Here is a 25,759-nt window from a genome sequence, read left to right as displayed (position 1 = left end):
ACGAAAACTCAGCAATGCTTACGAAGCAAGTTTTATACGAAAACTCAGTTAATGCTTACGATGCCAGTTTTGCTAAAGCAAAACTTTTAGGAGGAGTAACCTTGTCAAACAAAGTATCGGTCCTAGTAGCTGGAAGTTGGGGGACGGCACTTGCCTCGGTACTGGCGGATAATGGGAAACAAGTGCTTTTATGGTCTCGTAATGAGGATCAGGTTAAAGAAATAAATGAGAAACATCGCAACAGCCGCTTTCTTCAAGATGTGGAGCTATCGCCACTAATCGTAGCGACCAACTCGCTGCAGGAAGCTGTAGAGGATGCTGATGCGATCATTATGGTCGTACCTTCATCAGGCATGCGCGAAGTAGCATCACGGATGCGCCCTTTTTTGAAGAAGGATACTTTAGTGGTTCATGCAACCAAAGGCTTTGAAACGGGAACGTTAAAGCGTATGACCGAGGTTCTTGCCGATGAGCTTCCAGAGATAGATGCCAAGCGGCTTGTCGTACTTTCCGGTCCAAGTCATGCCGAGGAAGTTATTCGTAAATGTCCGACGACTGTCGTGGTTGCTGCCCAGGACCTTAAAGCGGCAGAAGCGGCACAGGATTTGCTGATTAATTCCTACTTCCGCGTCTACACGAATCCGGATGTTGCCGGAGTGGAGGTTGGAGGGGCGCTTAAGAACATTATTGCTCTAGGCGCAGGTCTGACTGATGGCCTAGGCTTTGGTGATAATGCAAAGGCTGCTTTAATGACGAGGGGCTTGGCTGAGATTGCACGTCTAGGTACGGCTATGGGAGCCAATCCACTTACATTTTCCGGCTTAGCAGGGATTGGCGATTTGATCGTGACTTGTACGAGCCAACATAGCAGGAATTGGCGTGCCGGCAACAAATTAGCAAATGGTATCCCCCTGAGCGAGGTTCTCAAAGAGATGGGAATGGTCGTAGAAGGCGTGAAGACAACGAAAGCTGCCTATGAGTTGTCCCGTAGATTTGACGTAACTATGCCGATTACAGATGAGTTATACAACGTTCTTTTCGATGGGAAGTCGCCTCAGCTAGCTGCACAAGATCTGATGGGGCGCGTCAGAACCCATGAGATTGAAGAAGTTGCCACCGGCTCAGTAACAAATGTGTTGAAGTAGCCTACACCACATTCTCTCCGCATTCATACTATACCTTAGAAGATCCAGTCATCCAAAGGTATAGGGAGGCGGCACATTTGTCGAATAAGGATATCTCGAAAGACGTATTAAATGTGGTGAAAAAGAAGACGGGTAAATCCGTTACAGCGAAAGATATCGAGAAGATCGCCAACGGTGTGAAACCTTCTACCCTGCAAAGCGAAACTCAACTTCGCCAACTCATCAAACAAGTTTCTGGTTTAGTGAACGTGAAGGTATCTGAAGAAACCATCAATGATATCATTCAGGCAGTCAAAAGCAGTAAACTGGATTCCAATAATATGCAGCAATTAATGAACATGATGATGGGTAAAAAATAAAAAGCATGAAGGGGAGAAAAGTTCCCCTTTATGCTTTTTTTCTCATCCTATGCTATACTTACTGGTGATCAATTTGAATGATTTATACATAAGGAGTTAAGATTATGTCAAGTTTAGACAAAATGTGGGCATCATTCGTGGCGATCGGACTCATGGTAGTCGCGTCATTATTAATCTCTTACGCAAGAACTCGAACCACAGGAGCTCTTCGTGTTGTATTATCCGTGATTGCTTTTTTTCTATTTATTCCAATTTTACTTTACATGCTGCTATCTTTGTTTTAGCAACCTGGAGGCGAGATATCGATGTTAGAATTGAAAACACGCAAAACGCAGAAAACGATAGAGCCGGTTACCGGATTAACGATTCTGGACCACGTGCTCAAAGAAGATTTGGACTGGGGATTTTCATGTACACGGGGTACTTGCGCCAGATGCCGTTGTTATGTAGCTTCAGGCCGGGAACTGTTATCATTACCTTCGGATGAAGAAGAGAGCCGTTTGGAGCCTGAGGAGATCGAGCAGGGCTATCGGTTAGCTTGCCAGTGTATAGTGAAGCAATCCGGTCATATTTCCGTAACACATAAGCCTTATTTCTAAAATTTCTGCCTGAAAGGTGTGGGCATTTTGGTCCTGCTGGAGCCGTTACTACCAACGATTACAACCATCCATACACAATTATTGCAAGTTCCAGACGTACGATGGCTCATCGGTGGAAGCTGCGGACTGCTTTTACAAAAAGTAGATATTGGGAGAAGTCCAAGAGATCTGGACATCTATGTAGATGACAACGATGTAACTGCTATACATTCTTCCTTATTAGATTATTCGGTGGATACACCGATTTATAGTAAAACTCCTATTTATGCTTCAATCCTAAGTCATTATCTGATCGATGGAAATGCTGTGGAAGTCGTTGGTGATTTTAAGGTCAATGCCCTGCATTCTTCTTACCAGGTGGAAGCTACATATCTTTGGGAAAACCATAGCCATTCGGTCAGAATCAACGAACAGGAAGTTAAAATGATGCCGTTAGCCCATGAACTCCTCTTTAATTTACTTCGTAATCGGCCTGATCGCTATGAAGCTATTGCGAAAACCATGAAAGCTTTTCCAGAGCTGCATATGCAGGCGTTAAGTGATTTAATACAAAGAAATCGCTGGGGAAGTGAGTTTGAGCGGAAGCTGGAACGGTTGATAGATTCAAGCAAATAGCAGGAGGATAGCCTAACAGAAGGTGGACGCGATGAATGGATCAGAAGTGCATTTTTGGCCCGATGACAAAAAAATAAGTGTTCGAGCGGGAACGACCTTGCTGGATGCAGGGCGCAAAGCTAAAGTTCACATACGTACCCGTTGTGATGGCAAGGCGGCTTGCCTGATGTGTAAGGTCAAGGTTAGTGATTTAAGGGGCCTCGCACCTATGAATGTGAATGAACGGTTAAAACTAGGCACTCAAGCTGAGGAGGGCTATCGACTTGCTTGTCAAGCCCGTGTGATTGGCTCGGTGCAGGTAACGGTGCCAGAAGACCCTCTTAAGGCTGCCATACGTGCCCAACTTGCGAGGCAGGCGGAGGAAGACGACTTATTTTAGAAAAAAAGATAGGATGATTATGTCGTGAAAATAGCTCGAAGCCTTTTACATGGTAGATGGGTAGGTATCACTCTTTGTTTAGTCCTTCTTCTCAGTGGTTGTGCTTACCCTAAGGAAATGCGTAAAGAGAATCAAATTAATCCAGCTGAGTTCATAACCGTTGTTCAGCAGGCCATTGATCTTTACCACGAAAAGAACGGCGTTCTTCCGATCAAGAATAGTGATATGACAACACCCCTCTATGAGAAATATGTGATCGATTTTGGCAAATTGAAAAAAACGAATCTGTTAAGTACGGTTCCAGCAAACGCGTTCGAAAGCGGCGGCATTTTTATTTACGTGCTGGTTGATGTGGAAACAAAGCCATTGGTTAAGCTGATGGATTTATCTGCTTATCAAAGTGTGGAGGATGTCCAAAAGAAGATTAATGATTATAAGGTGAAGCATGATGGTAACCTGCCTCAGGGCATTGCTATTAATGAAGAATTTGATTATGTTGATTTTGATAAGCTTGGCATGAAATCTCCCGAGATCAAGTCCGTTTATAATCGTGAAAATTTCATAACCTATTTGGTGAACAAGCAAACAGGAGATATAACGATTGATTATGCGATGGATATTATGCAGCTTATCCAAAGCAATTCGTTAGAAAGCTCCTTGAAGTCAGATCGGGATTTGCGAGAGATTCTCGTGAGTAAATCATATTTCGTGCCTATTCGCAGCAACCCGTATTTATGGCAAAAGAATCAGCCATTGCCTCAGACTAAAGAATAGACGCGACCTCTTACAGAAATCTGTAAGAGGTTTTTTTAGATTTTCAGAATAACCAATACAAGTCAATCATATATTTTTTCAATGTGGTGAGACTTTGATCTTGGTTCAAAGGTCCGCTAAATATGGTTCTATAAGGAAAGCCGTATGTGCTTCATAAAATATGAGCGGCAAAAAAAAGATTATACGCATCTATCATATTTCTATCGAAAGTACATATATTTCTTACTAGTCCAAATGAATGTACGAGTAGTCAATTGTTACCGTCACAAGAGTCAGTTGACGACCAAACTGTAGGAGGGATTCTCTTGGAGAAAGTGGATATCTTTAAGGACATTGCAGAACGAACGGGAGGGGACATTTACCTGGGGGTTGTCGGAGCGGTCCGGACAGGAAAATCAACCTTTATTAAGCGTTTTGTGGAATCTGTAGTGCTTCCTAACATTCAAAGTGAAGCGGATAGGATCCGGGCTACCGATGAACTCCCGCAGAGCGCTGCTGGCCGCACGATTATGACAACGGAGCCGAAATTCGTACCGAATACGGCGGTCCAAATTTCGGTGGCCGAAGGGCTGAATGTGAATGTTCGCCTTGTTGATTGTGTAGGTTACGCAGTCGATGGCGCCAAAGGCTATGAAGACGAGAATGGACCGCGGATGATTAATACACCTTGGTTCGATGAACCGATTCCATTCCAGGAAGCAGCTGAAATTGGAACACGCAAGGTCATTCAGGAGCATTCGACACTCGGAGTTGTTGTAACTACCGATGGTACGATTTCTGATATTCCGAGGTCTTCGTACGTGTTGGCAGAGGAAAGAGTCATTAATGAGCTGAAAGAAGTAGGCAAACCGTTCATTGTCATCATTAATTCACAGAAACCGAATAGTGAGCCTGCGCTTGAACTGCGCAGCGAGTTGCAAAGCCGCTACGACGTCCCTGTTGTGACAATGAGTGTAGCAAGTGCAGGCGAAGAGGAAATGGTCTCTGTGCTGCGCGAAGTGCTCTACGAGTTCCCTGTTCATGAAGTGAACGTGAACTTACCAAGCTGGGTGATGGTTCTGGACGAGAATCATTGGCTGCGGACTCAATTCGAAGCTTCCGTACGAGATACGGTTCAAGATATTAGACGCTTGCGCGACGTTGATCGTGTTGTCAGCCAATTCGCCGAATATGAGTTCATTGATAAAGCCGCTTTGGCTGGACTTAATATGGGGCAAGGTGTAGCGGAGATTGACCTGTTTGCGCCTGATGAGTTATACGACCGCATACTGGTCGAAGTTGTCGGGGTTGAAATTCGCGGCAAAGATCATCTGCTTCAGTTGATGCAGGATTTCACGCATGCGAAACGAGAATATGATCAATTCGCCGAAGCGCTCGAAATGGTGAAAACAACAGGCTATGGCATAGCGCCTCCGACGCTCGCTGAGATGGCTTTGGATGAGCCGGAGCTAATCCGTCAAGGATCTAGGTTCGGAGTCCGTTTACGGGCAACAGCGCCGTCTATTCATATGATTCGTGTGGATGTAGAGTCGGAGTTTTCACCAATTATCGGTACGGAGAAGCAAAGTGAAGAGCTTGTCCGCTATCTCATGCAGGATTTCGAAGATAATCCGCTTAAAATATGGGAGTCCGATATATTCGGAAGATCGCTTCATTCGATTGTTCGTGAGGGGATTCAGGGGAAACTTGCCCAGATGCCGGACAATGCACGTTATAAACTGCAAGAGACGCTTGGCCGAATAATTAACGAAGGATCTGGCGGTTTGATTGCTATAATTTTGTAAATATGTAGACAAAAAAACACTCAAAAGAGTGTTTTTTGTCGTTTAATAGCCGAAATATGCACATAAATTGGAAAGCGATACTTGAAATTGCTGTCGGAGTGTATTACTATAAATTTATTCGTCTGCTTTCGAAGTTCATTTTTACTAAGAAAATCAACGATTTTTCATTGGATAATGTATATTTTCTGAAAAAACGGTGAAAACAGGAAGTAACGGAAGTGAGAAATCTTGGGGGGAGGTGAATGGCATGAATAAATCTGAATTGATTAACAAGGTTGCTGAAACCTCTGAGCTTTCCAAGAAAGATGCAACTAAAGCAGTTGATGCTGTTTTTGATGCAATTTCCGAAGCGCTGCAAGGCGGAGATAAAGTACAACTAGTTGGATTCGGTAACTTTGAAGTTCGTGAACGTTCTGCTCGTAAAGGACGTAATCCACAGACTGGTGATGAAATCGAAATTCCAGCAAGCAAAATTCCAGCTTTCAAACCTGGTAAAGCACTTAAAGATGGCATTCAATAATCGCGTTTTACATAACTATTGAACGTTATATAACAACAAAGCCGTGACCGCTAATAGCTGTCGCGGCTTTCTTTATTGCTAATAGAAAATGCCTTTACAATTCCAAAATCTCCTACTATAATTACAAAAGTGAATAAGTAAGCCTAAGCTACAAACGGGGTATGGCGCAGCCTGGTAGCGCGCACCCTTGGGGTGGGTGAGGTCGCACGTTCGAATCGTGTTACTCCGATTATGAAAAAGACATCGAATGTCCGATGTCTTTTTCTCATGAAGAGGCTTGTTCCATAACAGATAGAACTTCTTAGAAGATTTAGGGGGAACGGTCTTGAATAAGTTGAAATTGAACACGCTCGTGAAATCGCAAGATTGGACGATGTTTGGCATTATCGCTTCTATTTACTTGGTTTGGCGCATCGGTACGGTCGGGAATTGGAGTAAGGAATGTTGGATCCTGCTGTTAATTTGTTTACTAGGTGTCCGTAAAGACCAAGTTGACGTGGATTGGACACGATTCTTCCTTTTTGGTATTCCATTACTTGGCGTATTTTATTACTTCTACGGAACAGGGAATGGTTTCTGGTGGAGAATCGCCAATTGGATGTTTGAGAATAACCGCCATCCGTGGCATTGGGATGCGTATATGAACGCAATTCCGTTGAATACGGGAGGATGGGCGAGATGGATTGCATCCCCTTTTCTAGATAAAGCGATGGTTTGGATTTATAATTACGGCTTTGTCTTATCTTTGTGGATCTGCATTGTGCGGAGCTTCTGGACACGCAGTATTAAAAAAATGCTTTCTTACGCATTATCCGGCCACATGCTGCAATTCCCGCTTATTTTGCCCTTTTACAATTTAATTTTATTGCATGAAGTCTGGTATGTTAATAAGCAGCCTGATTTATTACACCGAGTTTTTGCAGATGAAAACTCATTACTAGTGGCTACGATGAACTGTTTCCCTAGTATGCACACATCTATTTCTTTTGCTATGCTTCTTCTCGCCCTACGAGAAAAGGACCGTATATTCAAAACGATGATGGTCACATACTGCGCGGCAATCATTTTCTCAACCTTGTACCTACAAATTCATTGGCTGATTGATGTATTCGCTGGTATGCTATTTGCTTACGGCACGGTCAAGCTTTCTGATTTTCTCATTCGCTTAGGATCCAAAAATGTGTTATCAACCGCATTTAAGAAATTTTACCAAAAAGGAACGAAATCAGCTTCAAATGAACTTACTGTTTAAGGTTGGTTGACTTCCCGATGCTTTTTTTGGCATCATGATGTATAGGATTGTAGTTAAGGGCAAGAACGGAGGATGGAAATGGAACAATCGAATAAATCGAATAATCCGAATACGAATGGCAATGAATATTTCGTTATTAAAGCTAAGGATAATGGTGTACATGTCATTGGTTTAACTCGTGGTCAAGATACTCGGTTTCATCATACAGAAAAGCTGGACAAGGGCGAAGTCATGATAGCTCAGTTCACGGAGCATACATCCGCAGTAAAGGTTAGAGGCAAGGCAATTATTATGACCAAGTACGGTACGATTGACACAGAAGAATAATTTATAATTGTTAAAGCAGGCATAGCCTGCTTTTTTTCTTTGTACAATGGTGTATAGGGCTTGGAACTTTAGAATCCTTAGTTGTTTCGTTTTGTGCTTGCAAAGTGTAGGAGGTGCTTGTTCATGAAATGGTCGATGCGTATTATGATGACGTTAGGTCTATCCATTATTATGGTCGTCTGTCTATCTGTACTTCCAAAGATGGATCGTTCTACAGGGTTAGGCTCGCCTTATAATTGGTCAAGCAATCGTGCAGGGGAACTCACAAATAATAATATGGTAGATTTACTCGTGCAAGTCCCACTTCAATTGCGAATTCGCAAAGTCGAGCTGAGCAGCTCCCGCATGTCTCTTGATTTGAGCTTACCGAAAAACGCGGATTCAGCAGCTGTCTATCGAGATTTATACACAATCGCACAAACCATGATCACCAAAACGAAAAATGTCAATCAAATATGGGTTCGTGTCATCGATTATTCAGGTGTTACAGATTCAACCTCAACACAGCTTGTGCTAGCAATGGTTGCAGAGCGCGAATATGGGAAGGATATGGAGAAGAATGCGAATGAACTCAGCCTTATTCAACTTGAGCAGCAATTACAAAACCGTTTTCGTATCACATACACCTCTAAATGGCAGCAAAGATATCCCTTATAATTAAATGTGCTTCTATGTACGTGTTATGATATAATGACTTGAATTGAGCATGTTTGAACATAAATGATTTGGCACACGGTTACGGAGGCTTTTGCATGAATTCTTATCGGATCCCAGAGATCGCTAAGCAATACACAGAGTATGATATGATTCAAAATCACACAGACTTGCCCGATTTTCCGGAGCTTCGCACACGTCTGTTGTTTGCATTCTTGAACGGAAACAGTAAGTTTAGTTCTTCAAGCGAGTTGTATACGCTAGCTACGTCGCTTGTTCAACTAGCGCTCGATACCCACGATTTGGTTACGGCTTCCAACGATATCAAAGAGAAAAAAGCAGCAAGATCAAGGCAGCTAAAAGTTCTTGCAGGAGATTATTTCAGTTCCCGCTTTTACAATCTCCTTGCTCAGGCAGGCCAGATCGATATGATTAAACAGTTATCGAATGCAATCTGTGAAGTCAACCGTCTTAAGATGAATATCTACATGAAAATGAAGCAATTGAAATTGACGGCAGAAGATTACATCCACCTAACCGTGGAAATTAAATCTCAGCTGTTTTTGTCTTTCTCTGAATTTATGACTGAGGTGTATGATCAAGCATGGCCTGATATCCTGAGAAGCTATGCAAAGTGTGAGGTTATATTTGAAGAAATTTTCCGCGTTGAATCTGCGGCGAATTTCAAAGACAGCTGGGGATTCTGGCACATTCTGCAGCATGGTACGAAAGAAGAACGGAAGCAGCTGCATGCGGAAGAATCCGATCAAGCCAGACTTCGTACACTCATTCATAAATATAATATTACTTCGCAGCTTTATCAGATGCTGGAATCCCATACCAAGCAATTACAGTCTAAAGTACAGCAACTTGAATCAGATAAACTAATAAGTGAACTGTTTCACATTGGGGAGCCGTTTCTTCGATTCTCAGCGAAGCAGCCCAAAGTGCTAGAAGAAATTTGAGGTGACAGCCAAGATGAATATGACAAAAACAAACAGCAAAACGAATACAACCAAAACCAAAGAAGAGTTCGTGCACTCTGTCTTTGAAAGTATTGCACCCAAATATGATCTTATGAACAGTATCCTAAGCTTTCGTAGGCATAAAGCATGGCGTAAATTCACAATGAAGAAGATGAACGTGAAGCCTGGAGAGACTGCTATTGACCTGTGCTGTGGTACATGCGACTGGACGATCAGTCTTGCTCAGGCGAGTGGAAGCGGTAAGATGGTTGGTCTGGATTTTAGCCAAAACATGCTGGATTACGGTGCTGAGAAAATCAAGCAGCTTCACTTGGATCAGCAGATTGAGCTAATTCAAGGTAATGCGATGAGTCTTCCGTTTGACGACAATTCGTTTGATTACGCAACCATCGGATTTGCTCTTCGTAATGTTCCCGATTTGGAGCAGGTCATCCGTGAAATGCAGCGTGTCGTTAAGCCAGGAGGGCTAGTTGTGTCTTTAGAGCTCTCTAAGCCAACTTGGCAGCCATTTAAGTCCATTTATTATTTTTATTTTCAACGTGTTCTGCCTTTTTTGGGCAAGCTAATTGTAAAGAAGTACGAGCAGTACAAGTGGCTGCCGGAGTCATTAATCCATTTTCCGGACCATAAACAGTTAGCCGCTATTTTTACGAACCAAGGATTGGAACATGTACAGGCTTACCCATTAACAGGCGGGGTTGCTGCCTTGCATATAGGTACCAAGGGGAAAACGAAATCAGGAGTGTAGTCAGCATATGTTTACTAAATTAAAAATCTTTTTGGAAATGATTAAATTTGAGCACAGTGTGTTTGCATTGCCATTTGCTTTCATGGGAGCAATTCTAGGGTCAGTCGTATTAAATGGACATCTGCCTAGTTGGGCCCAGATCGGTTGGATAACACTAGCTATGGTTGGAGCGAGAACGGCAGCGATGGCCTTGAATCGTGTGATTGATAAAGCCATTGACAAAAGAAATCCAAGGACGGAGAATCGAGCCATTCCCGCGGGGCTTATCTCCATTCAGCAGGTTATTATTTATATTATTATTTCGTTTGCAATGCTTTTCTGGGCAACCTCTAATTTAAGCTCTTTATCCATGAAACTGCTGCCTATTGCAGTGTTTTTTCTTGTCTTTTACTCGTACACCAAAAGATTTACATGGACTTGCCACTTTGTCTTAGGTTTGACATTAGGGTTAGCTCCGCTTGGGGGCTGGGTTGCCGTAACCGGTCAATTTACATGGTCTTCTATTATTTTTTACTTGACGGTAGTATGTTGGAGCGCTGGTTTCGATCTGATTTATGCTTGCCAAGATGCCGAGTTTGATCGGAATGAAGGTCTGCATTCCTTGCCAAGCCGATTTGGGATCAAGGCAGCCTTGAATACGGCTCGTGTCCTGCATGTACTCACAGCTGTTGGTTTAGTCACTTTGTTTTTCATTACACATTTGAGTTGGTTCTATTTAATTGGCCTCGTTATCGCTTATTTTATTTTGTATAAAGAACATCGGCTTGTTTCACCGCAGGACTTGTCCAAACTAAACACAGCGTTTTTCACAATGAACGGTGTACTGAGCTTAGTGATGTTTGCCTTCACGTTACTTGATGTGTTAGTGAGTCAGCATTCATGAGCGGCAACTGGGTAGTAGGAATCACTGGTGCTAGTGGTGCTATCTATGGCGTGAGGCTTAGCCAAGTGCTGCTGGATCAAGGTTTAAACGTGCATCTCATCGTTACGGATGCGGGTTGGAGAGTACTGCATGATGAATTGGATTGGAATGCAAGCAAACGCCAGGAAATGCTGCAGGAACATTTCGGCGGACGCGCAGGTTCCTTTGACTATCATCCAATTGCTGATATTGGGGCAACCGTGGCTAGTGGATCTTTTCGGACCAAGGGCATGGTTGTTATTCCTTGCTCAATGGGAACTTTATCAGGGATCGCTCATGGTTCATCTGATAATTTATTGGAGCGAACAGCGGATGTGATGCTCAAAGAAGGAAGAAAATTAATCCTGGTTCCAAGGGAAACGCCATTACACGCCATACATTTGGAGAACATGTTAACCTTGTCGAGAATGGGCGTACGCATGCTTCCGGCTATGCCGGCCTTTTATAATCGTCCGCGCTCAATCGATGAGATGGTCGATTTTTTGGTGGGTAAAGTACTGGATAGCATGGACATTGAACATTCCTTGTACCGAAGATGGGGAGATAACAATGAGCAACCTAGACCCTAAAATACGAATTGGCCGGATTAATTATACAAACGTTTGGCCGATCTACTATTACTTTCCTGAACTTATGAATAGCTCAGAGGTCGACATTATTGAACAAGTACCAACTTCACTTAATCAAGAAATGGCTGCTGGGAATATCGATATGGGGCCCATTTCTTCCTTTGCTTATGGAGAATCCTTTGAAAATTACGTGCTTTACCCGGATCTTTCAGTTAGCGCCTATGGAGAAGTGAATTCCATTCTATTGTTCCATGAAAAGCCGTTACGCGAAATTGCGAATGGTCATATTGTGTTGCCAACAACCTCAGCTACGTCGGTGAATTTACTTAAAATCATTCTCCAAAAATTCTATAATGGGAATCCGACTTATGAATACGCGAAACCCAATTTAGAAGAGATGATGGAAAAAGCAGACGGGGCTTTATTGATCGGAGACGATGCGATTAAAGAGAGTTGGCGCAATAAAACGTATATGATTACGGATCTTGGGCAAGAATGGGCCAAATGGACAGGACAATGGATGTCATTTGCTGTATGGGCGATTCGTAAAGAGACAACTGAGAAGTATCCGGAACTAGTTGCTGCAGCTTTTGAAGCCTTCATGGCGAGTAAAGCCCAGGCACACCAAAATCCGGAAGAGATGATACTCGAAGCACAAAGTACAGTAGGTGGGACATCTCAATATTGGCATCATTATTTTCATACGCTATGTTATGATTTTGCATCGGAACAATGGGAAGGACTAGCTACGTATTACAAGTACTGTTATGAGCTTGGTTTCCTGCCGAAGCCGGTAAGCATTGGGTTATGGACAGAGAAAAAGAACGCACGGGTGACAGAATGAAAAATCTAATGGAAATCTATACAAGAAAGAAAAAGGATATAGCGGCAATCGAAAAAGAGCTCGAAGAAAGCGTGTATACAGATCATGCGATGCTTCGAGAAACTTCTATGCACTTACTGAAAGCGGGAGGGAAGCGGATTCGCCCCGTCTTTGTTCTGCTTTCAGGCGAGTTTGGGAGCTACCAGCTCCAAACGATGAAGCATGTCGCGGTACCGCTCGAGCTCATTCATATGGCATCGCTTGTTCATGATGATGTGATTGACGATGCAAACACAAGACGAGGACAATTGACGGTCCGATCCAAATGGGATAATCGGATTGCTATGTTCACGGGGGATTATATTTTTGCCAAAGCTTTAGGTGTCATTACTCAAATTCATAAGCCGGCAGTCCATCAAATTATGTCTAAAGCCATCGTAGAGATGTCAATTGGGGAAATGGAACAAATTCGTTTCTTTTTCCAATCAGAGCAAACAATTCGAGATTACTTATTACGGATTAGACGTAAAACGGCACTGTTAATTGCTATTTCATGCCAATTAGGGGCTATGGCGGCGGATGCACCTGACTGGATAAGCAGCAAGCTGTATGCTTTTGGCTATAACGTAGGTATGGTGTTTCAAATACGAGATGATATTCTGGATTTAATCGGTACGGAGAAGCAAATCGGTAAACCGCCAGGCAGCGACGTCAAACAAGGAAACATAACACTGCCTGTCCTGCTTGCAATGCAGGATCCATCCTTGAAGCCGCTCATTTTGTCTGAATTAGACCGTATACATAAGCTGGATGGACAAACCGATGTCAGTCGATTCTTGGATATGATCCGTGGCAGTGAAGGCATAGATAAAGCAGAAATACTTTCTCAGAAGTATCTCGATAAGGCTATAGCCTCTCTGGACAAGCTGCCAAATGTACAAGCCAAGAAAGATCTCATTGAAATTGCACATTTTATTGGAAATCGTTCTTATTAATGTATTGTTTCTTCGATTTGAGAAAAGCTGCCAAAAAGTGTAAACTAGTGGAGAATACATAGATTGAAGTTGAATAAGTTTATGCACAAGTTTTCTTGCGAAAACTATAAGGAGGAAGTCCTTACATGGAAAAAACATTCTTGATGGTTAAACCGGATGGCGTACAACGCGGCCTTGTAGGTGAAATTGTAAAACGCTTTGAACAGAAGGGCTTTCAATTAATCGGCAGCAAGCTAACTGTTATCTCGAGGGAGCAAGCCGAACTTCACTATGCGGAGCATAAAGGCAAAGATTTTTTCGAAAGACTTGTGACGTTTATTACGTCCGGACCCGTATTCGCGATGGTGTGGCAAGGGGAACAAGTCATTGCCCTATCCCGAACAATGATTGGGAAAACGAATTCTCTTGAAGCCGCTCCGGGAACAATACGAGGTGACTTTGCGGTACATACGCATTTAAATCTCATTCATGGTTCGGATTTACCTGAAAGCGCTGAGCGCGAAATTAGCAATTTCTTTAAATCGGACGAGCTTTTTGAATACAATAAAGTCATTCAACAATGGATCTAGTTCACAAAAATCAAAGAACCTGACATCTATAACGGATGCGGGTTCTTTTTTTGTCGTATTATAAAGGATTTTGTTATTTGCTTACAGAATGTATGTTACTCCAGGATAAACGACTGCGTCGTCACTAGGGACAAGCTCGTTTGTCGAGGTTGATGCGAAGCAAAAGTATAAATGTATACTTTCTTATCAACAGAAATTGACCAAGGTGGGTGGACAGCATGGAAGACCAAGATTTTTTGTTATTCATAAAAAAAGTAAAAGACCACACGTCCATTGATCTTGCTCTTTATAAAGAAGCGCAAATGAAAAGACGTCTAACAACTCTACGGATGAAGCGTGGTTATAATACGTTTGTCGCTTTTTTTGATGCGATGATGAAGGATAAAGAGCTGTTCTATGAATTTTTGGATCGTATGACAATTAATGTCTCTGAGTTTTGGAGGAATCCGAATCGTTGGGAGCTCGTTGAGCAGAAATTTGTACCCGAGATGTTGAAGAAGAACAGACGCTTAAAAGTATGGAGTGCAGCTTGTTCAACAGGCGAAGAGCCTTATACGCTAGCGATGATTTTGGCAGAACAGGGAGCGCTGAATGAAGCTCATTTACATGCGACGGATATTGATGATGGCGCCCTGGAAAAAGCGCGTAAAGCGATCTACCTCGATCGTTCATTACGGGATGTGCCTGAAAAGTACGCGAAGAAATATTTCCGACAAGAACAAATGATGTATCACATTACGGACGATCTGAAAAAATCCATTAAATTTCAAAAGCAAAACCTGCTTGTCGATACATTTGATACGGGATATGATCTGATCGTTTGCCGCAATGTGATCATTTATTTTACGGAAGAAGCAAAACATGTCTTGTACCAGAAGTTTTCTAAAGCGCTGAAACCAGGTGGGTTGTTGTTCGTTGGTTCTACAGAGCAAATTTTCTCCCCAGGGCAGTATGATCTAGAACCGGCGGATACTTTCTTTTATCGCAAAAAGGGTGTATAAGATCTTCCATATATTCCAATACTAAGATGTAGCAGAAACTTATGCTTATTATGCAAGATTTCACGCTACGGAATCTTAGTAACGCTTACGATGCAAGTTATTGCTAAGGCAATAACTCTTAGGAGGCAATTATGGACAAACGCAAAGTGATTACCGCTTATCGCAGGGGAATGATCTCCATTCAGGAATGTGCGCAGATATTGGGAGTCGATACGTCTCAAATCGTGGGTCTTATGAATGATCCACAGCTCTCCGAACTCCCAAGAGTCGTCCAAAAGCAGCCTATGCACGGGTAATCTTTGCTCATGACTAGATGTAGACACGCTCTCGCTAAGGGGATTCTCCCTTACGTGCGAAGCGTGTTTTTGCGTTTGTGCTGTTGCCAAACCCGAGTACCTATACTATAATGACAAAAGATAATCGCGCGTCAAAGCGCTAAAGTGTTTAACGAGAGAAATAACTCAAAAGTGTATGCTTACGAAGCTAGTGAAGCTTCGCAAAACTCATAGGGGGTAACAGATTGTGAGATATTTAACAGCAGGTGAAACGCACGGCCCGCAGCTCACTGCGATTATTGAAGGGTTTCCAAGTAATGTAACACTAAACTTTGAAGATTTGAACTTCCAATTACATAGACGTCAAAAAGGCTACGGCCGCGGTCGTCGGATGCAGATTGAGAAAGATACTGCAACCATTGCAGGCGGTGTACGCCATGGCAAAACCACAGGAGCTCCAATAGCGCTTGTTGTTGTTAATAACGACTGGAAGCATTGGACAACGGTAATGGGGATTGAGCCGGTTGAAGAGGATAATGAAGGCAAGCGTCGTTTAAACCGTCCGCGTCCTGGACATGCGGATTTAAATGGCGGCCTTAAATATAATCAAAGAGATATGCGCAACATCTTGGAGCGCTCAAGCGCACGTGAAACAACAATGCGTGTAGCTACAGGCGCTGTAGCACGCCAATTGTTGGCTGAATTCGGCATTAAAGTGGCAGGGCAAGTCATTCGTATCGGTGATGTTGAAGTGCAGCGTCAAGAGCTTCCAGTCGATGAACTTATTCGCATCACGGAGGAATCTCCGGTACGTGTGGTTGATAAAGAGGCTGAAGCCAAAATGATCGCGGCAATCGATGCAGCCAAGGAAGATGGCGATACACTTGGCGGAATCGTTGAAGTTATTATTGAAGGCGTTCCTGTAGGACTTGGCAGCCATGTGCAATGGGATCGTAAGTTGGATGGTAAAATTGCGCAAGCGGTTCTTTCCATTCAAGCCTTCAAAGGTGTTGAATTTGGAATCGGCTTTGAAGCTGCTGAGCGCAGAGGTTCAAATGTTCATGACGAGATTCTATACTCGCAAGAAGATGGCTTTAGTCGCAGAACGAACCGCGCAGGCGGATTCGAAGGCGGAATGACAACTGGTGAGCAAATTATCGTGCGCGGTGTCATGAAACCAATCTCGACACTCTACAAGCCGCTGCAGAGCGTTGATATTGATACGAAGGAAGTAATCTCAGCTCAAGTAGAGCGTTCGGATACTTGCGCGGTTCCGGCTGCAGGCGTAATTATGGAGAATGTGATTGCTTGGGAAGTAGCGAATGCTTTCTTGGATAAATTCGGCGGCGACTCGATCGAGGAAATTCGTGCGAACTTAACCAACTTCTTAGCCCAAGTGGAGAGCTACTAATATGAGAGAGCTCACCGTAGATCTTGGGGAACGGTCTTATCCTATTTATATCGGCCAAGGCATTCTTAACGATATCACGGCTCTATTTGACCGGGCGAAGCTTAGCCGCAAATCGCCTTTACTCGTAGTCACCGATGAAGCGGTGGCTGCGCTGCACCTGGAGCGCGTCATGACGCTGCTCCGTGAGGGCGGCTTCGCCGCCACGGCCTGCGTCGTGCCCGCAGGCGAAACGTCCAAATCCCTCGCGCAGCTCGAGGGAATAGTCACCGCCGCCCTCCAGGCGGGCCTCGATCGCAGTTCTGCGATCGTCGCCCTTGGAGGAGGCGTGGTCGGTGATCTCGCCGGCTTTGCTGCGGCGAGCTTCATGCGCGGGATCCGCTTCGTGCAGATCCCGACAACGATCCTTGCCCACGACAGTTCTGTCGGCGGCAAGGTCGCAGTCAACCATCCGATGGCGAAGAACATCATCGGGGCGTTCCACCAGCCCGAGCTCGTTCTCTTCGACATTGACTTGCTTCTAACATTGCCGCCCCGCCAGGTGAAGGCGGGCCTCTCGGAAGTGATCAAGCATGGCTTGATCTGGGATGCTGTTTTCACAAAGTGGTGCGACGACAATGCGGAGAAGCTGCTTGCCTTAGATCCGGAAGCGCTGAGTTACGCGCTTTACATAGGTTGTAAAGTCAAATCTATCGTTGTATCCCAAGATGAGCGCGAGAATGATTTACGTGCTATCTTGAATCTCGGCCATACGATTGGTCACGCCTTGGAAGCAGTAGCTGGTTATGGCGAACTGCTGCATGGTGAAGCAATTGCAATCGGCATGGTGGGTGCTGCTAAGTTAGCTCAGCAGTTCGGATATGCCGAGGATATCCATACGGTTACGAAGGGTCTCTTCGAGAAATATGGATTACCTGTCTGCATTCCGCCTCATTTGGACACGGATAGCATCATGAGCGCCATGATGCACGATAAGAAATTCAAAGAAGGCACAATGGTCTACATCATTCCGATGGAAATCGGTAAAGTAGAAATCCGTAAGGATGTTACGGTAGAGCAAGTCCGACAAATTGTTGAGCTTTTAAAAGGGGAGAGTTAGCCGATGTTCTTAAGGGGAATTCGTGGAGCGACGACGGTTGAACACAATGAAGCTCAGGAGATTTTAACCGCTACCGGTGAACTGCTTGCAGCAATTGTAGATGCCAATGATTTTCGTCCTGAAGATATTTGTTCCGTTTTCATTACAGTAACAGAGGATATTACAGCTACATTCCCGGCTCGGGCGATCCGTACGATGATCGGTTGGGAACTAGTCCCGCTAATGTGTTCACTGGAAGTTCCAGTTGAGAACTCATTGCCTAAGTGTATCCGTTTAATGGTGCAGGTCAACACAACCAAAAGCCAAGCTGAGATCAACCATATTTATTTGAAGGAAGCTAAAGCGCTGCGCCCTGATATTGTTAAATTGACAAATGAAGCAACACGGTAGTATAGTGTGATTAGATGAGTTTAGGTAAGTAGAGAAGCATTTAGTCGAGTAGAGCTTAGCCCAGTTGAGATGAGAAAAGGTAACATAGGTTTGTGTGAAGATAAGAGCGACTCTATTCGAGGGCGTCTGTTTGTTCATACATAGCCATGGCTTCTTTTTTCATATTCTATTGAACTTCTACTTTAACTAAAGTCAACCTCTACTTCGGTAGAGGTTTTTTTGTATTCGAATAGAGTTTTGTGCACCACTGAGATCGACGAGTCGCACAAGCTGAGAGGGGATGTTTCCATGTATACACCTGAAATTCAAGAAGTTATTCGTTTGGCTAAAGATTATAATCTCATTCCTGTTGTGCGGCATTTATTAGCAGATACTGAAACCCCAATACGTGTATTTCAACATCTTTACCAAGAACCGCGTGCGTTCCTCTTAGAAAGTGTTGAGGGCGGCGTGAAATGGGCCCGTTATTCCTTTATCGGCAGCGATCCCTTCTTGATGATTAAAGCGAAGCATGGGAAAACCATGGTAGAAACACAATCCGAGAATAAGGTTTTGGACGAGAAGCCAATCGATGTGTTGAAAGCCTATTTGAGATCCTACTCCAGTCCTCAGCTTGCGGACTTGCCGCGTTTTACAGGCGGTGCTGTCGGATTCTTCGGATACGATCTGCTTCAGTACTATGAGAAACTCCCAGCTCATCAAATTGATGATTTACAAATGAATGACATTCAATTCATGTTCTGCGATCAAGTCATTGTTTTCGATCATTTTAAACAGCAGATCAAAGTGATTGCTAATGTTCACGTACAACCTTTTGCAACGGATGCTGACATTGTAAAAGCGTATCATGCGACTTGTGAGAAAATTGATGCCACAATCGAGAAGATCAAGCGCCCGCTTGGCTCCGAGACGATGACTCACAACCCGATTGTATCGGAACCAGATCTCGGTGATATTCGATCCAACATCACAAAAGAAAAGTATATGGCCAACGTGAATAAAGCAAAGGAATACATTCGAGCCGGTGATATTTTTCAAGTCGTGTTGTCGCAGCGTTTTGAAATGGAAACGACCGTTTCGCCTTTGCAAGTGTATCGCGTACTGCGTACGATGAATCCTTCTCCCTACATGTATGTACTCAAAATGGATGATGAAGTCGTCGTTGGCACATCGCCGGAGCTGTTGGTTCGCGTTGAAGAAGAGAAGGTAGAGACGCGCCCAATTGCTGGTACAAGACCGAGAGGAAAGACGCCAGAAGAAGATCTTGCTCTGGAAAAAGAATTGCTCGCAGATGAGAAAGAACGCGCTGAGCACTTGATGCTGGTTGACTTAGGTCGCAATGACATCGGGCGTGTATCGGAATTCGGAACTGTGAAGTGTGATACGTTCATGGACATTGAACGGTATTCACATGTCATGCATATCGTTTCAAATGTTTCTGGTAAAATTGCAAAAGACAAAGATTTCTTCGATGCTTTTCTTTCCTGTATGCCTGCAGGGACGGTGTCTGGAGCGCCAAAGCTGAGAGCTATGGAGATTATTGCTGAGCTGGAACCAGAATCTCGCGGTGCTTATGCCGGAGCGATTGGTTACCTAGGTTTTTCGGGGAATTTGGATACTTGTATTACGATCCGTACGATTATTTTCAAAAATGGCAAAGCCTATGTGCAAGCCGGAGCCGGTATTGTATGGGATTCTGTTCCTGAAAGTGAATACCAGGAGACGGTTAATAAAGCGACAGCTTTGCTTAAATCAATTCGGATGGCAGAGGCCATGTTCAGCCCTGAGCCTAGACCTGTTAGCGATATTAACAAAGATTACTTTGTTAACTCTTAAGGGAGAGAAGGAAAGGAGACTCTAGTCATGAGTAGACTTATTCATATACAGCAAGCGCTCGGGAAAGTCATTGGCGGTAGTCATTTGTCACGTGAGGAAGCGCGCGGCGTCATGTCTGAAATTATGGACGGTGCAGCAACTTCGGCTCAAATCGGCAGCCTGCTTACAGCACTCCGGATCAAAGGAGAGACGCTGGAGGAGATTACAGGCTTCGCAGAAGCGATGCGGAGCAAAGCCGTTCAGGTTAACGTACTTCAGAATGATCTGCTGGATACATGCGGAACTGGCGGAGATGGGGCAGAGACGTTCAATATCTCCACAACAGCAGCGATCGTCGCATCAGCTGGCGGGATTCGCGTAGCGAAACATGGCAATCGGGCGATGTCGAGCAAAAGCGGAAGCGCAGATGTCCTTGAAGCTCTTGGCGTGAAGATTACGTTAAGCGGTGAACAAGCGGCTAAATGCTTAGATAAAACAGGCATTTGCTTTATGTTTGCTCAAGCGTACCATCAATCCATGAAGCATGTGGCGGCACCTCGGCGTGAGCTGGGCTTCAGAACGGTATTCAACTTGCTGGGACCATTAACCAATCCTGCAGGCGCTGACCGTCAAGTGCTTGGTGTTTTCGACAGTACGAAGACAGAGCTGATTGCGCAAGCGCTGCAAGCTCTTGGACTGAAACGAGCATTGGTCATTGCAAGCGAGGATGGATTGGATGAATTCAGCATTTCGGCACCTACGAAAGTAACGGAACTGAAAGCTGACACCATTAGTACTTATATCATTACTCCGGATGATCTTGGTTTACGCGCACATAGCATCAAAGATGTAGCGGGTGGAGATGCGATACTAAATGCTGAAATCATTCGTCATATTTTTGCTGGTGAGAAGGGCCCTTATCGCGATATCGTACTTGCAAACGCAGCAGCCTGCTTCTATGTGACTGGGCAAGTCGGAACTCTTCAACAGGGTGTGAAATTAGCGGCTGATGTCATTGATTCAGGCCGTGCGGAACAAAAATTGAACGATTTAATCCAATATACAGGAGAATTATGCCATGTTTCTTGATAAAATTGTTGCCACTAAGCGGGCAGAGGTTGAAGCGATGAGCAGCTTTTCGATCAATGATGCTGAGAGGTTAATCTCGGACCTGCCTCCTTGTTTAGGCTTTGAACAAGCGTTAACTACACGCAAAAACCGTGCGATGGGTCTAATTGCCGAGGTGAAGAAGGCTTCCCCGTCCAAAGGGTTGATTCGTGATGATTTTGAACCGGTTCTATTGGCGGAAGCCTATGAAAGAGCTGGGGCAGATTGTATCTCCGTTCTGACGGATGTGGACTACTTCCAAGGCAGTAACGAGTACTTGAAAGCTGTTCGTAAGGCAGTGAATGTACCATTGCTTCGTAAGGATTTCACCATTGATCCGAAGCAAATTTATGAAGCGCGCTTGATTGGAGCTGATGCAATCTTACTGATTGCTGCCATTTTAACGACAGATCAAATGAAGCAGTATCTGAGGCTTGCTAGTGATCTAGGTCTAGATGCACTCGTGGAGGTCCATGATCGCGAAGAGCTGGAACGTGCGCTGGAATTGGATACTCAATTGATTGGCGTCAACAATCGGAATTTGAAAACATTTGTTACCGACTTAGGTACAACTGAGGAACTGATTCAATTCATTCCCGCAGGGAAAACCATTGTCAGTGAAAGTGGCATTTCTACCGTTAAAGATATGGCTTATTTACAGCAAGTTGGTGCTCAAGCCGTTTTAATCGGCGAGCATTTCATGCGTCAACCTATTGTTGAGCAGGCTGTTCATGATCTTATGGGGACGAGGGTTCAAAGGGCGAAGTAGTTGAAGGAGAAAGAGGCGAATTTGATGGCTGTGGGGACAGTTCCAACGGTAAAAATTTGTGGACTTCAAAGCGTTGAAGTGTTAAAATCAATCGTGCATTTGCCGATAGCACATATCGGTTTTGTTTTTGCACCGAGCAAGCGGCAAGTTACGGCAGAGAAGGCTGGAGAACTGATTTCTTATTTGAAATCAGAAGAGGCTAAAGGGGTAGCTATCCCATTAACCGTAGGGGTATTCGTTAATCCGAGCAAGGAGCAGTTAACCGACATTCTAGCGGTGGCGCCTCTTGATGTCGTACAGTTACATAATCAGGAAACACCTGATTTTTGCCGATGGGTTCGTGAACATTTTCAGGTGAAAGTGTTCAAGTCCGTTTCGATTTCCAAGACAGAAAATAAAATCCCCAATTTGGAGGATGTAGCCGCGCAGCTTGACCCTTATATAGGGACAGTCGATGCTGTTTTGCTGGATACATTCGACCCTGTTTATGGTGGAGGATCAGGCAAAACTTTTGCTTGGAACTGCATTCCTGTTTATCAGGAGTGGGCGCGCTCAGCAGGAGTGGCGCTGCTAGTAGCAGGCGGGCTTCAACCTGATAATGTTGATCAACTAGTAACAGCCTATTACCCCGATGGCGTAGATGTTTCCAGCGGCGTTGAGACCGATGGCGTAAAAGATATAGCCAAAATTACAGCATTTGTGGAAAGGGTGACTCGAAAGTGACGCAAGTACCTGACCAGCATGGCAGATTCGGCAAGTTCGGCGGCCGTTATGTACCTGAGACGTTGATGAACGCTTTGATTGAGCTTGAAGAAGCTTATGAACAATATAAAGATGATCCTGAATTTATTGCCGAGGTGCGCTACCTACAAAAGCAATATTCGGGCCGGCCAACACCGCTTTACTATGCAGAGCGACTTTCTGAGCTTTTGGGCGGAGCCAAAATTTATTTGAAGCGTGAGGATTTGAACCATACAGGTGCTCACAAAATTAATAACACCATTGGGCAAGCGGTTCTCGCTAAACGAATGGGGAAGAAGAAGATTATAGCAGAAACTGGCGCTGGTCAGCATGGTGTTGCATCAGCAACTGTAGCTGCTTTAATGGGATTTGAGTGTAAAGTATTCATGGGTGAGGAAGACACGAAGCGTCAGCAGTTAAATGTATTCCGCATGAAATTGCTCGGATCCGATGTCATTCCTGTTACGTCTGGTACACGTACGTTGAAAGATGCTTGTAATGAAACGCTACGTTACTGGGTTAGCAATGTTCAGGATACTTATTATATCCTAGGGTCCGTTACAGGACCGCATCCTTACCCTATGATGGTGCGTGATTTCCAACGTGTTATTGGCGATGAGTCACGTGAGCAAATCCTTGAAACCGAAGGCAGATTGCCGGATGCTGTAATTGCTTGTGTAGGCGGAGGCAGTAACGCGATGGGTATTTTCTACCCGTTCGTCCAAGATGAATCCGTGAAACTCATTGGCGTGGAAGCGGCTGGCCGCGGTATTCATACCGAGGAACATGCAGCTACAATGACCAAGGGAACTCCTGGCGTTTTCCAAGGCTCACTTAGCTATTTGCTGCAGGATGAGTATGGTCAAGTACTGCCGGCTCACTCAATTTCAGCAGGCTTAGATTACCCTGGGATTGGACCGGAGCATTCCTACCTCAAAGATATTGAGCGAGCTACTTATTATCCGATTTCGGATCAGGAAGCACTAGATGCACTTCAACTGCTTAGCCGTACAGAAGGAATAATTCCAGCCTTAGAGAGTGCACATGCCATTGCTCAAACGGTTAAAATAGCTCCTACCATGTCCAAGGATGAAATTATTATCGTAAATCTTTCAGGACGTGGAGATAAAGATGTTGAATCCATTATGAGCTATCTCGGCATGGGGAGGGAATAAGCGATGAACCGTATTGATAGTCGATTTGCCGAGCTCAAAGAGCGCGGGGAAACAGCGATGATTCCTTTCTTGACCATCGGGGATCCTTCCCTTGAAGCATCTCTTGAGCTTATTCTGGAAATGGAGCGCGCAGGTGCCGACTTGATCGAGCTAGGTGTTCCTTATTCCGATCCGTTAGCTGACGGTCCTGTTATTCAACGTTCCTCTGAACGTGCTTTACAGCGCAAAATTTCAATCTTTGATGTCATGGATGTCGCTCGTCAGGCGAGAAGCAGAGGTTCTAAGCTGCCTTTCATTCTTTTTACGTATTATAATCCAGTTTTACAAATTGGACTGGATCGCATTTTCAAAGCGATGCAGGACAATGAAATCAGCGGCATTATTATTCCTGATCTTCCGTTGGAAGAAGACAGTGAGACAAGAGCGATTGCTGAAGCTAATGGGATTCATCTAATCCCGTTGGTTGCGCCAACATCCAATGAGCGCGTGAAGCGAATTGCTGCTGGAGCTCGCGGTTTCGTCTATTGTGTATCATCATTAGGAGTAACAGGCGAGCGCGCCGAATTCTTCGGAGGCATCGAGGAATTCCTTGCAACGGTACGGGAAGCTGCTAGTGTTCCGATTGTCGTCGGCTTCGGTATTTCGAATCGCGAGCAAGTTAAGCGCTTTGAGAAGCTTTGTGATGGAGTCGTAGTAGGAAGTGCCATTGTACGAACGATTGAGAACGTACTGCCTCAACTAGAAGCCAATGCTGCACATCCGGAAGGACTCTTGCAAATTCGTAACTTTGTGGGACAATTAAAACGTTCGGACATATAATTGACGAGGTGACTATCATGAAACCGAAACAAACGATTGTACATTTACCTGTCTATCAACCAGGTAAACCTATTGAAGAAGTGAAACGTGAGCTAGGTTTGACAGAAGTAATAAAGCTGGCGTCAAACGAAAACCCTTTCGGCTCCTCGCCTAAAGTAAAAGCAGCAATTGAAGCGGAAATATCCAACATCAGCTTGTATCCTGATGGGGGAGCTGTGCAATTGACAGAAGCAGTTGCTGAATCACTTGGAGTGGCAACGAATCAGCTTATTTTTGGAGCAGGCTCCGATGAAGTCATTCTGATGCTCGCGCGGGCTTTCCTTGTGCAAGGTGACGAATCCGTTATGGCTACACATACGTTTCCCCAGTACAAGCATAACTGTGAGATCGAAGGCGCAGTGTCCATTGAAGTTCCTTTGAAAGAAGGAACACACGATTTGGATGGCATGCTTGCAGCGATTACGGAACGTACGAAGATCGTTTGGATTTGTAACCCGAACAATCCGACAGGAACGATGAATACCGATGCGGAGATTAAGGCGTTTTTGGCTAAAGTTCCAGATCATGTTTTAGTCGTTCTTGATGAAGCTTACTGCGAGTACAACACGACGGGGGAATTCCCGGATAGCATAGAGCTAATTGGTCAATACCGCAATGTCATTGCGTTGCGTACTTTTTCAAAAATTTATGGGTTGGCTTCCCTGCGAATTGGTTACGGTATCGGACATCCTGATGTTATTCGATCGATTAATCAAGTGCGGGAACCTTTTAACACGACCAGATTTGCTCAAGCTGCTGCGCTTGCCGCAATCAAAGATCAAGATTTTATCCAAAGCTGCCGAGAAGCGAACACGGCTGGCTTACACTACTTAACAGAACAGTTTGATAAGATGGGTCTGCAGGCATTTCCGGCACATGGTAACTTCATCATGGTGAATGTCGGACGGCCAGCAGCGGATGTATTTAATGGTTTGCTGCGTCGAGGTATCATCATTCGTGGAGGTCATATGTTGGGCTTCCCAACGTCGCTTCGGGTTACAATTGGCTCGCGTGAACAGAATGAGAAATTTATCGCCGCTCTAACACAAGTGCTTGCTGAGGTTGCTGTTCAGGCCTAATTTAAATCATAAAGGTTGATTT

Annotated in this window: 31 protein-coding genes and 1 tRNA gene; all 32 read left to right on the top strand. The window is 44.4% G+C overall.

The window, feature by feature from the left end; translation table 11 throughout:
- The first annotated feature begins 101 nt into the window (after window positions 1–101).
- The 32 genes from ASG85_RS36410 (at window position 102) to hisC (ending at window position 25,737) form a co-directional block, all read left to right on the top strand.
- A complete protein-coding gene (locus ASG85_RS36410) occupies window positions 102–1,145 on the top strand; it encodes an NAD(P)H-dependent glycerol-3-phosphate dehydrogenase (RefSeq protein ID WP_060649505.1) in 1,044 nt (347 codons plus the stop codon).
- Between the two features lie 77 nt (window positions 1,146–1,222).
- Entirely contained in the window at window positions 1,223–1,504 is a 282-nt protein-coding gene (locus ASG85_RS36405) for a stage VI sporulation protein F (protein WP_057301818.1), read from the top strand.
- Between the two features lie 104 nt (window positions 1,505–1,608).
- On the top strand, window positions 1,609–1,788 hold the full coding sequence (locus ASG85_RS36400; protein ID WP_056838054.1) for a DUF2768 family protein: 180 nt from the start codon (window positions 1,609–1,611) through the stop codon (window positions 1,786–1,788).
- Window positions 1,789–1,809: 21 nt separating this feature from the next.
- On the top strand, window positions 1,810–2,103 hold the full coding sequence (locus ASG85_RS36395; RefSeq protein ID WP_060649475.1) for a 2Fe-2S iron-sulfur cluster-binding protein: 294 nt from the start codon (window positions 1,810–1,812) through the stop codon (window positions 2,101–2,103).
- Window positions 2,104–2,130: 27 nt separating this feature from the next.
- Window positions 2,131–2,718 (top strand): hypothetical protein, encoded by a 588-nt coding sequence (locus ASG85_RS36390; protein ID WP_057301816.1) that lies wholly within the window; start codon window positions 2,131–2,133, stop codon window positions 2,716–2,718.
- Window positions 2,719–2,749: 31 nt separating this feature from the next.
- A complete protein-coding gene (locus ASG85_RS36385; protein ID WP_057301815.1) occupies window positions 2,750–3,097 on the top strand; it encodes a 2Fe-2S iron-sulfur cluster-binding protein in 348 nt (115 codons plus the stop codon).
- Between the two features lie 24 nt (window positions 3,098–3,121).
- Entirely contained in the window at window positions 3,122–3,871 is a 750-nt protein-coding gene (locus ASG85_RS36380; RefSeq protein ID WP_060649474.1) for a hypothetical protein, read from the top strand.
- A gap of 305 nt (window positions 3,872–4,176) precedes the next feature.
- A complete protein-coding gene (gene spoIVA, locus ASG85_RS36375; RefSeq protein ID WP_056614411.1) occupies window positions 4,177–5,655 on the top strand; it encodes a stage IV sporulation protein A in 1,479 nt (492 codons plus the stop codon).
- A gap of 247 nt (window positions 5,656–5,902) precedes the next feature.
- Window positions 5,903–6,175 (top strand): HU family DNA-binding protein, encoded by a 273-nt coding sequence (locus tag ASG85_RS36370; RefSeq protein ID WP_029193008.1) that lies wholly within the window; start codon window positions 5,903–5,905, stop codon window positions 6,173–6,175.
- Between the two features lie 155 nt (window positions 6,176–6,330).
- A tRNA-Pro gene (locus ASG85_RS36365) sits at window positions 6,331–6,404 on the top strand.
- Between the two features lie 96 nt (window positions 6,405–6,500).
- Window positions 6,501–7,427: a phosphatase PAP2 family protein gene (locus ASG85_RS36360; RefSeq protein ID WP_057301813.1), complete on the top strand. Its 927-nt coding sequence runs from the start codon at window positions 6,501–6,503 to the stop codon at window positions 7,425–7,427.
- A 78-nt stretch (window positions 7,428–7,505) separates the two neighbouring features.
- On the top strand, window positions 7,506–7,754 hold the full coding sequence (gene mtrB / locus ASG85_RS36355; RefSeq protein WP_056838064.1) for a trp RNA-binding attenuation protein MtrB: 249 nt from the start codon (window positions 7,506–7,508) through the stop codon (window positions 7,752–7,754).
- 123 nt (window positions 7,755–7,877) lie between these two features.
- Window positions 7,878–8,411: a hypothetical protein gene (locus tag ASG85_RS36350; RefSeq protein ID WP_060649473.1), complete on the top strand. Its 534-nt coding sequence runs from the start codon at window positions 7,878–7,880 to the stop codon at window positions 8,409–8,411.
- Between the two features lie 95 nt (window positions 8,412–8,506).
- Window positions 8,507–9,373 (top strand): heptaprenyl diphosphate synthase component 1, encoded by an 867-nt coding sequence (locus ASG85_RS36345; protein ID WP_057301810.1) that lies wholly within the window; start codon window positions 8,507–8,509, stop codon window positions 9,371–9,373.
- 19 nt (window positions 9,374–9,392) lie between these two features.
- Entirely contained in the window at window positions 9,393–10,142 is a 750-nt protein-coding gene (locus ASG85_RS36340; protein ID WP_060649504.1) for a demethylmenaquinone methyltransferase, read from the top strand.
- Window positions 10,143–10,149: 7 nt separating this feature from the next.
- The gene (locus ASG85_RS36335) at window positions 10,150–11,025 is read left to right on the top strand and encodes a UbiA-like polyprenyltransferase (RefSeq protein ID WP_047674183.1); all 876 of its coding nucleotides are present in this window, start codon (window positions 10,150–10,152) and stop codon (window positions 11,023–11,025) included.
- Entirely contained in the window at window positions 11,022–11,633 is a 612-nt protein-coding gene (locus tag ASG85_RS36330; protein ID WP_060649472.1) for a UbiX family flavin prenyltransferase, read from the top strand. The genes ASG85_RS36335 and ASG85_RS36330 overlap by 4 nt, the downstream gene beginning before the upstream one ends.
- Window positions 11,614–12,477, top strand: coding sequence for a menaquinone biosynthetic enzyme MqnA/MqnD family protein (locus ASG85_RS36325; protein ID WP_057301808.1), 864 nt, complete (start codon window positions 11,614–11,616; stop codon window positions 12,475–12,477). The genes ASG85_RS36330 and ASG85_RS36325 overlap by 20 nt, the downstream gene beginning before the upstream one ends.
- Window positions 12,474–13,451, top strand: coding sequence for a polyprenyl synthetase family protein (locus ASG85_RS36320; protein ID WP_057301807.1), 978 nt, complete (start codon window positions 12,474–12,476; stop codon window positions 13,449–13,451). The genes ASG85_RS36325 and ASG85_RS36320 overlap by 4 nt, the downstream gene beginning before the upstream one ends.
- A gap of 125 nt (window positions 13,452–13,576) precedes the next feature.
- On the top strand, window positions 13,577–14,020 hold the full coding sequence (ndk, locus tag ASG85_RS36315) for a nucleoside-diphosphate kinase (RefSeq protein ID WP_060649471.1): 444 nt from the start codon (window positions 13,577–13,579) through the stop codon (window positions 14,018–14,020).
- Window positions 14,021–14,238: 218 nt separating this feature from the next.
- The gene (locus tag ASG85_RS36310; protein WP_057301806.1) at window positions 14,239–15,021 is read left to right on the top strand and encodes a CheR family methyltransferase; all 783 of its coding nucleotides are present in this window, start codon (window positions 14,239–14,241) and stop codon (window positions 15,019–15,021) included.
- Window positions 15,022–15,152: 131 nt separating this feature from the next.
- Window positions 15,153–15,317: a hypothetical protein gene (locus tag ASG85_RS38820; RefSeq protein WP_164484213.1), complete on the top strand. Its 165-nt coding sequence runs from the start codon at window positions 15,153–15,155 to the stop codon at window positions 15,315–15,317.
- Between the two features lie 226 nt (window positions 15,318–15,543).
- Window positions 15,544–16,707: a chorismate synthase gene (aroC, locus tag ASG85_RS36305; protein WP_057301805.1), complete on the top strand. Its 1,164-nt coding sequence runs from the start codon at window positions 15,544–15,546 to the stop codon at window positions 16,705–16,707.
- A 1-nt stretch (window position 16,708) separates the two neighbouring features.
- Window positions 16,709–17,803: a 3-dehydroquinate synthase gene (aroB, locus tag ASG85_RS36300; protein WP_060649470.1), complete on the top strand. Its 1,095-nt coding sequence runs from the start codon at window positions 16,709–16,711 to the stop codon at window positions 17,801–17,803.
- A gap of 3 nt (window positions 17,804–17,806) precedes the next feature.
- Window positions 17,807–18,193, top strand: a complete 387-nt coding sequence (gene aroH / locus ASG85_RS36295; RefSeq protein ID WP_057301803.1) for a chorismate mutase — start codon at window positions 17,807–17,809, stop codon at window positions 18,191–18,193.
- A gap of 288 nt (window positions 18,194–18,481) precedes the next feature.
- The gene (trpE, locus tag ASG85_RS36290) at window positions 18,482–20,029 is read left to right on the top strand and encodes an anthranilate synthase component I (RefSeq protein ID WP_060649469.1); all 1,548 of its coding nucleotides are present in this window, start codon (window positions 18,482–18,484) and stop codon (window positions 20,027–20,029) included.
- 27 nt (window positions 20,030–20,056) lie between these two features.
- Window positions 20,057–21,097: an anthranilate phosphoribosyltransferase gene (gene trpD / locus ASG85_RS36285; protein ID WP_057301801.1), complete on the top strand. Its 1,041-nt coding sequence runs from the start codon at window positions 20,057–20,059 to the stop codon at window positions 21,095–21,097.
- Window positions 21,087–21,884, top strand: coding sequence for an indole-3-glycerol phosphate synthase TrpC (gene trpC / locus ASG85_RS36280; RefSeq protein WP_057301800.1), 798 nt, complete (start codon window positions 21,087–21,089; stop codon window positions 21,882–21,884). The genes trpD and trpC overlap by 11 nt, the downstream gene beginning before the upstream one ends.
- A gap of 24 nt (window positions 21,885–21,908) precedes the next feature.
- Window positions 21,909–22,607, top strand: a complete 699-nt coding sequence (locus ASG85_RS36275) for a phosphoribosylanthranilate isomerase (RefSeq protein ID WP_057301799.1) — start codon at window positions 21,909–21,911, stop codon at window positions 22,605–22,607.
- Complete coding sequence (gene trpB / locus ASG85_RS36270; protein ID WP_057301798.1) at window positions 22,604–23,800, top strand: tryptophan synthase subunit beta; 1,197 nt, start codon at window positions 22,604–22,606, stop codon at window positions 23,798–23,800. Before ASG85_RS36275 ends, trpB begins: the two co-directional genes overlap by 4 nt.
- Window positions 23,801–23,803: 3 nt before the next feature.
- Window positions 23,804–24,619 carry a tryptophan synthase subunit alpha gene (trpA, locus tag ASG85_RS36265; protein ID WP_060649468.1) on the top strand — a complete coding sequence of 272 codons (816 nt, stop codon included), beginning with the start codon at window positions 23,804–23,806 and terminating at the stop codon, window positions 24,617–24,619.
- 17 nt (window positions 24,620–24,636) lie between these two features.
- Window positions 24,637–25,737 (top strand): histidinol-phosphate transaminase, encoded by a 1,101-nt coding sequence (hisC, locus tag ASG85_RS36260; RefSeq protein WP_060649467.1) that lies wholly within the window; start codon window positions 24,637–24,639, stop codon window positions 25,735–25,737.
- The last annotated feature ends 22 nt before the right edge of the window (window positions 25,738–25,759 follow it).

Origin of the sequence: Paenibacillus sp. Soil724D2 (assembly GCF_001427935.1) — a bacterium.
In the GTDB taxonomy this organism is placed as follows: Bacteria; Bacillota; Bacilli; order Paenibacillales; family NBRC-103111; genus Paenibacillus_E.
The sequence above is the reverse complement of the archived record's forward strand: the minus strand, read 5'-3'. Positions and strand labels throughout refer to the sequence as shown.